Raw genomic sequence first — 8,284 nt, 5'->3', positions numbered from 1 at the left:
ATTGCCAATGTGGTGACGCGCCTAGTAATTGTAGAAGCCCTTGCCCGACTTCTTGCCCAGCTGGCCGGCTTCGACCATCCGCTGAAGCAACGGCGGCGGGCCGAACAGCGGCTCTTTGAACTCCTCGAACATCTTGTCCGCGATGAGCTTGAGCGTGTCGAGCCCGATCAGGTCGGACAGTTTCAACGGCCCCATCGGATGTGACAACCCGGCGACGACCGCCGTGTCGATGTCCTCGATCGTCGCGACGCCGGCCTCGGCCATCCGGACCGCCGACAGCAGGTAGGGCACCAGCAGCGCATTGACGACGAAGCCGGACCGGTCGGCGCAGCGCACGACCTGCTTGCCGAGCACCTTGCTCGCGAACTCCTCGGTCCGGGCGAGCGCCTCGTCGGTGGTCACCAGTGTGCTGACCAACTCGACGAGCGGCAGCACCGGCACCGGGTTGAAGAAGTGCAACCCCAGCACGCGACCGGGATTCTTGGTCGCCGCCGCGATCTTCATGATCGGGATGCTCGAGGTGTTGGACGCCAGCACGGCGTCGGGATCGGTGATGACCTCGTCGAGCTCCGCGAAGACCTTCGCCTTGACCTTGTCGTCCTCGATGATCGCCTCGATCACCAGCTGGCGGTCCGACAGATCGGCCAGGCTGGTCGTGACGTTCAGCCGCGCCAAGGCCTCGTCGCGTTCGGCTTCAGTCAGCTTGCCCTTGCTGACGCCTCGCTCCAACGACTTGGCGATCCGGTCGCGGCCCGCTTCGACGAGTGCCTCTGTCGGCTCGTAGATCAGCACGTCGACGCCGGCACGCACCGAAACCTCGGCGATGCCCGCGCCCATCTGTCCAGCGCCGACGACGCCCACTCGCTCAATACTCACGCTGACACTTTCTACTCCACCCCGGCGAGCAGACGTAAAGGGCCCTCAATCGCGCGGATTGAGGGCCCTTTCCGTCTGCTCGCGCAGTTGGGTGACTTAGTGATCTAGTGGCTCTCCGGCTATCGGTTCCACTTCGCTGCGCTCAGTGGCTCAAGCCGATGGTTCCACTTCGCTGCGCTCAGTGGAACTGACCCTCTTCGGTCGAACCCGCGAGCGCGGTGGTGGAGCTGGTCGGGTCCACGGTGGTGGCGATCCGGTCGAAGTAGCCGGCGCCGACCTCGCGCTGGTGCTTCGTGGCGGTGTAGCCGCGCTCCTCGGCCGCGAACTCACGCTCCTGCAGCTCGACGTAGGCGCTCATCTGGTTGCGGGCGTAGCCGTGGGCCAGATCGAACATCGAGTAGTTGAGGGCGTGGAAGCCGGCCAGGGTGATGAACTGGAACTTGAAGCCCATCGCGCCGAGCTCGTTCTGGAACTTGGCGATGGTCGCGTCGTCCAGGTGCTGCTTCCAGTTGAACGACGGCGAGCAATTGTAGGCCAGCATCTGGTCGGGGAAGTCCGCCTTGACCGCCTCGGAGAACTTCTTGGCCAGCGCCAGGTCCGGGGTGCCGGTCTCCATCCAGATGAGATCGGAGTACGGCGCGTAGGCCTTGGCGCGGGCGATGCACGGCTCGACACCGTTGGTGACCTGGTAGAAGCCTTCCTTGGTCCGCTCACCGGTGATGAACGGCTGGTCGCGCTCGTCGACGTCCGAGGTGATCAGCGTGGCGGCCTCGGCGTCGGTGCGGGCGATCACCAGCGTCGGGACGTCGGCGACGTCAGCGGCCAGACGCGCCGAAGTCAGGGTGCGGATGTGCTGCTGGGTCGGGATCAGCACCTTGCCACCGAGGTGGCCGCACTTCTTCTCCGACGCCAGCTGGTCCTCCCAGTGCGAACCAGCGACACCGGCGGCGATCATGGCCTTCTGCAGCTCGTAGACGTTGAGCGCGCCACCGAAGCCCGCCTCACCGTCGGCGACGATCGGGGCCAGCCAGTTCTCGACGGACCGGTCACCCTCGACCTTGGCGATCTGGTCGGCGCGCAGCAGCGCATTGTTGATCCGGCGGATGACCTGCGGCACCGAGTTGGCCGGGTAGAGGCTCTGGTCGGGGTAGGTGTGGCCGGACAGGTTCGCGTCTCCGGCGACCTGCCAGCCGGACAGGTAGATGGCCTTGAGGCCGGCCCGGACCTGCTGCACGGCCTGGTTGCCGGTCAGCGCGCCCAGCGAGTTGACGTAGTCCATGTCGTGGAGCTGCTCCCAGAGCACCTCGGCACCGCGGCGGGCCAGGGTGCTCTCCTCGACGACGTGGCCCTGCAGGGCGACGACGTCCTCGGCGCTGTACGTGCGCTCGATGCCCTTCCAGCGGGGGTTGGTGTTCCAGTCGTGCTGGATCTGCTCGGGGCTCTTCGGCGTGCCAACGGTGGACATTGGTGCTCCTTTGGTTACTGATCACCGGTGGCATCGCGCATCGAACTTGTTAACACCACCGCGAGTTAACTTCTCTGCTAAGACCAAGATGACACAGCACATATGCGCTGGTCCACCCGTTTCAGATGCCAACTTTCGCCAACGTCAGGTGTTAACTTGCAAAGCTTGCGAAGGTGACCGACACCTGTACCGGTTCAGAAGTTACCGTCCAGTAGCAAGTCTTCGCAGGTCAGTACGCCCGTACTGTTAAACCCGATCGATTCAGAGCGAGAAGATGCCGGCGACGGCCTTGACCTCTTCGCCGACGACGTATGTGAGCGTTGTAACAGTGCGGTCCGCCAGCTCCGGGCCGAACAGATCTGTCGATCCCGCCGGGTGAACGTGCGTGATGATCTCCAGCTTGTCGCCAAGGGCGACCGGGAGATCGTGCTCGATGGTCACCCGCAGCGGCTTCGCCAGCAGTTCGGGGTTGTTGAAGAGGTAGTCCTCGACGACGCTCCAGTACACGGAGTTGTTCATGTGATCGAAGATGTCGATGTCGCTCACCCGGACGGGATACTCACGGATCCGGTCGGCATCCTCGCGGCCGCCTGCCTTCAGATACGCCTTCCAGCGCAACCTGTCGACGTCGGTGGTCCGCTGCAAACCCGCGATGAAGTCATCGGAGATGCGCGCCGGGCCCTGCGTCTCCCGGTTGATGTTGATCCAGAAGGCCTCGGACTCGATGCGGCCACCCTTGCGGCCGTCGATGCGGACCCGCATCTCGCACCACCGGTTGGACGTTCCCGAGCACCACCGCCTCATCCGCAGGATGTCCTTGAACTCGATGGGCCCGAACATGTCGATCATCGTGCGCCGGACGATCCACAGCGGGTGCGTTTCCTCGTGCCCCAGTTCGCGCAGCTGGTCCGAGCCGACGTCCTGGATGTGGCGGGTCGCGGCGTCGAAACGGAGTCTGCCATGGCGGTCGGTGTCGGCGACCCGCAGCGGCCATTCGATGTCGAAGACGTCGGGGTGCGGATCCGGGACCGGCATCATCGTCTTGGCCAGGCCCGTGGCTGCTCCAGTGCTGCTACTCACGAATTTCGATACTGCCACGAGGACTCCGATGCCAAGAATGCGAAGCCTGGCTTAACAGCGTTGTTAGGCTGGAGCACGTGGCCAAGACCTTCGTCGGATCGCGAGTGCGTCAGCTTCGCAGCGAGCGTGGCTTCAGCCAGGCGGCGTTGGCGCAGATGCTCGACATCTCCCCCAGCTATCTGAACCAGATCGAGCACGACGTGCGTCCACTGACTGTGGCCGTCCTGCTGCGCATCACCGAGGTGTTCGGCGTCGACGCGACCTTCTTCGCCAGCCAGGACGACACCCGGCTGGTCGCCGAGCTGCGTGAGGTGACGATGGACCGGGACCTCGGCATCGACGTCGACCCCTCCGAGATCGCCGACATCGTCACCGGACATCCGACGCTCGCGCGGGCAATGGTGAACCTGCACCGCCGCTACCGGCTGACCACCACCCAACTGGCGGCCGCCACCGAGGACCGCTACTCCGACGGCATCGGCTTCAATCCAGGGTCGGGCTCCATCACCATGCCGCACGAAGAGGTACGGGACTACTTCTACGAGCGTCAGAACTACCTGCACGAACTCGACACCGCCGCCGAAGACCTCACCATTCGGATGCGCATGCACCGCACCGAACTGGCGGGCGAGCTGTCCGACCGGCTGATCAGGGTGCACGGCGTGCACATCGTCAAGCGCATCGACCTCGGCGACACCGTCATGCATCGGTTCGACCCGAGCACCAAGACCCTCGAGATCGGCAGCCACCTCTCGTCGGGCCAGTACGTGTTCAAGCTCGCCACCGAGCTGGCCTACCTCGAGTTCGGGGAGCTGATCAACACGCTGGTCGCGCAAGGCAATTTCACCAGCGACGAGTCCAAGACGTTGGCCCGACTGGGCCTGGCCAACTACTTCGCCGCGGCGACGGTGCTGCCGTACCGCCAGTTCCACGACGTCGCCGAGAACTTCCGCTACGACGTCGAGCGCCTCTCGGCGTTCTACTCGGTCAGCTACGAGACCATCGCGCACCGGCTGTCCACGCTGCAGCGGCCGTCCATGCGCGGCGTGCCGCTCTCCTTCGTGCGGGTCGACCGCGCCGGCAACATGTCGAAGCGCCAGTCCGCCACCGGGTTTCACTTCTCCTCGAGCGGTGGCACCTGCCCGCTGTGGAACGTCTACGAGACGTTTGCCAACCCCGGCAAGATCCTCGTGCAGATCGCCCAGATGCCTGACGGCCGTCACTACATGTGGGTCGCCCGTACCGTGGAGCGCCGCGCCTCGCGCTATGGTCAGCCGGGCAAGACGTTCGCAATCGGCCTTGGCTGCGAACTGCGGCACGCGCAGCGACTCGCGTATTCGGAAGGTCTCGACTTGTCTGGTGACATCGCCACACCGATCGGCGCCGGCTGTCGGGTGTGCGAACGGGACAACTGCCCCCAGCGCGCCTTTCCTGCTCTCGGCCGAGCGTTGGACCTCGACGAGCACCGCAGCACGGTGTCGCCCTACCTGGTGAAGCACCCATGACGAACGCTTGTCCGAGGAGTCGACGGTCATGACCGAGACCACACCCGCCCGCATCCCGTCGACCGGCAGTCTTCGCGAACTGGGGCCCGTCGGCTGGATCATCGCCAAGGCCGGGGCCCGGGTGATCCGGGCGCCACGCTTTCACCTGATGGACACCATCGGGCAGCACAAGTTGCTGTTCCTCGCGTGGCTGCCGTTCTCCGGGGTGCTGCTCAACTGGGGACGGTTGTCGCGCAGAGACGCCGAGTTGGTCATCCTGCGCGTCGGACACCTGCGTGACTGCGAGTACGAACTTCAGCAGCACCGTCGCCTTGCCAGAACGCGCGGCCTCGACGACGAGACTCAGGCCCGGATCTTCAAGGGACCGGATTCCGAGGGGCTGACCGACAAGCAGCGGGTCCTCATCACGGCGACCGACGAGTTCGTCGTCACCCGGTCGATGTCACCGGAGACCTGGACGGCGCTGGCATCGCATCTCGACCGCAAGCAGTTGATCGAGTTCTGCATGCTGGCGTCGCAGTATGACGGGTTGGCCGCGACGATGGCGACCCTGAAGATCCCGCTGGACTTCCCCGACTGAGCGTTCACCGGCGCGTGCGGGCTAGAGGTAGGTGACCCCGAGCACGCAGATGGTGAACAGGATGGGTGCCACCGGCAGGCACCACAGAAAGGCCGTCTTCGCAGTCGCCTTGCGGCGGTGGGACATCAAGCCCAACACGCCGCCGGCCACCGCGAGCAGCAGCGACGCTGCCGAGATGACCAGTACCCATGCGTTGACCGTCGTCGTCTTGGTGGCGAACGAAATCGCGATCAGCCACAGGACATGGCCGATGATCAACCCGCCGATGCCGGCGACAACCGTCGCTCTCACGCGTGCGTCACTCAGAAATTGATCATGTGGCCGGCCAAGCCGTGGAAGCACTCCTGCAATGCCTCGGACAGCGTCGGGTGGGTGTGCACGTTGCGGGTGAGCTCGTTGACCGTGAGATCCCACTTCTGCGCGAGTGTCAGCTCGGGTAGGAGTTCGGAGACGTCGTGCCCGATCAGGTGGCCGCCGAGCAGTTCGCCGTACTTCGCGTCGGCGATGATCTTGACGAAGCCGCCGGGCTCGCCGAGGCCGTGCGCCTTGCCGTTGGCGGTGAACGGAAACTTCGCCACCTTGACGTCGTAACCCTCGTCGCGGGCCTGCTGCTCGGTGAGCCCGAAGCTGGCGACCTGCGGTTGGCAGAAGGTGGCACGGGGCAGCATCCGGTAGTCGCCGAGCGCCAATGTCTCTGCGCCCGCGATGGTTTCGGCAGCGACCACGCCCTGCGCCTCGGCGACGTGCGCGAGCTGCAGCTTCGCGGTGACGTCACCGATGGCGTAGATGTGCGGGACGGAGGTGCGCATGTAGTCGTCGATGCCGATGGCCTTGCGGTCGGTCAGCGCGACACCGGCCTTGTCCAGACCGAAACCCTCGACGTTGGGCGCGAAGCCGATCGATTGCAGGACCTTGTCGGCCTTCAGCTCGTCGGTCTTGCCGTCCTTGCTGACGACGATTTTGACGGAACCCTCAGCCCCTCCATCCACGATCGACTCGACCTTGGTGCCGGTGAGGATCTTGACGCCGAGCTTCTTGAACTGCTTCTCGATCTCCTTGGAGATCTCGGCATCCTCGTTGGGCAGCGCACGGGGCAGGAACTCGACGATGGTGACGTCGACGCCATAGTTGCTCATCACATAGCCGAACTCCATGCCGATGGCGCCTGCGCCGGCGATGACGATCGACTTGGGTAGTTCCCGCGCCAGAATCTGCTCTTCGTAGGTGACGACGTTCTCCGACAGCGACGTGCCCGGCACCAACCGCGTGCTGCTGCCGGTCGCGATGATGGCGTTGTCGAAGGTGACGGACTCGGTACCACCGTCGTTCAATTCGACCGAGATCGTGTTGGCGTCGGTGAAGCTTCCGCGGCCGTGAATCTCGGTGATCTTGTTCTTCTTCATCAGGAAGTGCACGCCGGCGACGCGGCCGTCGGCGACCTTGCGGCTGCGGTCGAACGCCGAGCCGTAGTCGAACGACACGTCCCCGCTGATGCCGAACGTCTTGGCTTCCTTGGTGAAGATGTGCGCCAGTTCGGCGTTGCGCAGCAGCGACTTGGACGGGATGCAGCCGACGTTGAGGCAGACACCGCCCCAGTACTTCGGCTCGATGACGGCGGTACTCAACCCGAGCTGGGCAGCACGAATGGCTGCAACGTAACCTCCGGGACCGGCACCGAGTACGACGACGTCATAGTGAGTCACGCGACCAGCCTAATGGTCATGGTCGTCGGGCCAACGGCCGATCCACTACGCCTGCGCCCGCACCCCTCTGACGGCCGGTATCGGGCAGGCATCGGCGGCCTCGGCGACGACGTGTGTGCCGACGTCCCGCGGCCGCTCGCCGAGCTCGTACCGCGACCCGGTGACCGGAGGATCGTCGTCGAGCAGCCGGTTCTCCTCCTCGGTGTACGCGCGGCCGCGGCTGAGGAACCTCATGCCCTCCGGGGTCTCGAGGCTGAAGCCGCCGCCACGGCCGGGAACCACGTCGATGACCAGCTGGGTGTGCTTCCACGCCGCGAACTGACTTCCGGAGATCCACACCGGTACGCCAGTCCCTACATCAAGAATGCCTAGCAGTATGTCGCGGTCGCCCACCAGGAACTCGCCGTCCGGATAACACATCGGGGAGGACCCGTCACAGCAGCCGCCCGACTGGTGAAACATCAACGCGCCGTGGCGATTCTGCAGTGTCCGCAACAACTCGGCTGCCGACTCGGTGATCAGCGCCCGACTGGGTACATCAGCGCCCATCGTCATCCCTTCCCTTCTCTGCCGAACGTGGATTACCGTCACGTTTTCCTCGACCAAGCGTGGGGGTAATCCACGTTCGGCGGGGGCCGGGGGCCTAGAAGAACCCCTGGGCCTTGTCGCTGTAGGACACCATCAGGTTCTTGGTCTGCTGGTAGTGGTCGAGCATCATCTTGTGGTTCTCGCGCCCGATGCCCGATTGCTTGTAGCCGCCGAAGGCCGCGTGCGCCGGGTACTGGTGGTAGCAATTGGTCCACACCCGACCCGCCTGGATGCCCTTGCCCATCCGGAACGCGGTGTTCATGTCACGGCTCCACACACCGGCGCCCAGGCCGTAGAGTGTGTCGTTGGCGATGCTCAGCGCTTCTTCCTCGTCCTTGAAGGTGGTCACCGACACCACCGGTCCGAAGATCTCTTCCTGGAAGATGCGCATCTTGTTGTGGCCCTTGAACACCGTCGGCTTGACGTAGTAGCCGCCTTCCAGATCACCTTGCAGCTGGTTGCGCTCGCCGCCGATCAGCACCTTGGC

General features: G+C 64.7%; 8 protein-coding genes and 1 pseudogene. 2 read left to right on the top strand and 7 right to left on the bottom strand.

All coding sequences use genetic code 11. From position 1 onward, the window contains the following. Positions 1-21 precede the first annotated feature (21 nt). The 3 genes from ACRDUX_RS25570 to ACRDUX_RS25560 all read right to left on the bottom strand — a co-directional run bounded on the left by ACRDUX_RS25570 (position 22) and on the right by ACRDUX_RS25560 (position 3,379). Entirely contained in the window at positions 22-876 is an 855-nt protein-coding gene (locus ACRDUX_RS25570; protein ID WP_526417771.1) for a 3-hydroxyacyl-CoA dehydrogenase family protein, read from the bottom strand. A 178-nt stretch (positions 877-1,054) separates the two neighbouring features. Beyond that, a complete protein-coding gene (aceA, locus tag ACRDUX_RS25565) occupies positions 1,055-2,341 on the bottom strand; it encodes an isocitrate lyase (protein ID WP_526417769.1) in 1,287 nt (428 codons plus the stop codon). Positions 2,342-2,602: 261 nt separating this feature from the next. Next, positions 2,603-3,379 carry an acyl-[acyl-carrier-protein] thioesterase gene (locus ACRDUX_RS25560; RefSeq protein WP_526417773.1) on the bottom strand — a complete coding sequence of 259 codons (777 nt, stop codon included), beginning with the start codon at positions 3,377-3,379 and terminating at the stop codon, positions 2,603-2,605. A gap of 119 nt (positions 3,380-3,498) precedes the next feature. Here ACRDUX_RS25560 and ramB point away from each other — a divergent pair, with 119 nt between their 5' ends. Further along, positions 3,499-4,926: an acetate metabolism transcriptional regulator RamB gene (gene ramB, locus ACRDUX_RS25555; RefSeq protein WP_526417767.1), complete on the top strand. Its 1,428-nt coding sequence runs from the start codon at positions 3,499-3,501 to the stop codon at positions 4,924-4,926. 28 nt (positions 4,927-4,954) lie between these two features. Beyond that, positions 4,955-5,506: a carboxymuconolactone decarboxylase family protein gene (locus ACRDUX_RS25550; protein ID WP_526417765.1), complete on the top strand. Its 552-nt coding sequence runs from the start codon at positions 4,955-4,957 to the stop codon at positions 5,504-5,506. Positions 5,507-5,527: 21 nt separating this feature from the next. Here the strand turns inward: ACRDUX_RS25550 and ACRDUX_RS25545 are convergent, their stop codons facing one another. The 4 genes and pseudogenes from ACRDUX_RS25545 to adh form a co-directional block, all read right to left on the bottom strand. Further along, positions 5,528-5,797: a hypothetical protein gene (locus ACRDUX_RS25545; protein ID WP_526417763.1), complete on the bottom strand. Its 270-nt coding sequence runs from the start codon at positions 5,795-5,797 to the stop codon at positions 5,528-5,530. An 11-nt stretch (positions 5,798-5,808) separates the two neighbouring features. Next, positions 5,809-7,209, bottom strand: a complete 1,401-nt coding sequence (gene lpdA, locus ACRDUX_RS25540; protein WP_526417761.1) for a dihydrolipoyl dehydrogenase — start codon at positions 7,207-7,209, stop codon at positions 5,809-5,811. Positions 7,210-7,254: 45 nt separating this feature from the next. Beyond that, positions 7,255-7,758, bottom strand: coding sequence for a DUF779 domain-containing protein (locus ACRDUX_RS25535; protein WP_526417759.1), 504 nt, complete (start codon positions 7,756-7,758; stop codon positions 7,255-7,257). Positions 7,759-7,852: 94 nt separating this feature from the next. Beyond that, positions 7,853-8,284, bottom strand: a pseudogene (gene adh, locus ACRDUX_RS25530) (aldehyde dehydrogenase); the annotation flags it as partial.

The sequence above is a fragment of the Mycobacterium sp. genome (assembly GCF_050701675.1).
Lineage (GTDB): Bacteria > Actinomycetota > Actinomycetes > Mycobacteriales > Mycobacteriaceae > Mycobacterium.
The sequence above is the reverse complement of the archived record's forward strand: the minus strand, read 5'-3'. Positions and strand labels throughout refer to the sequence as shown.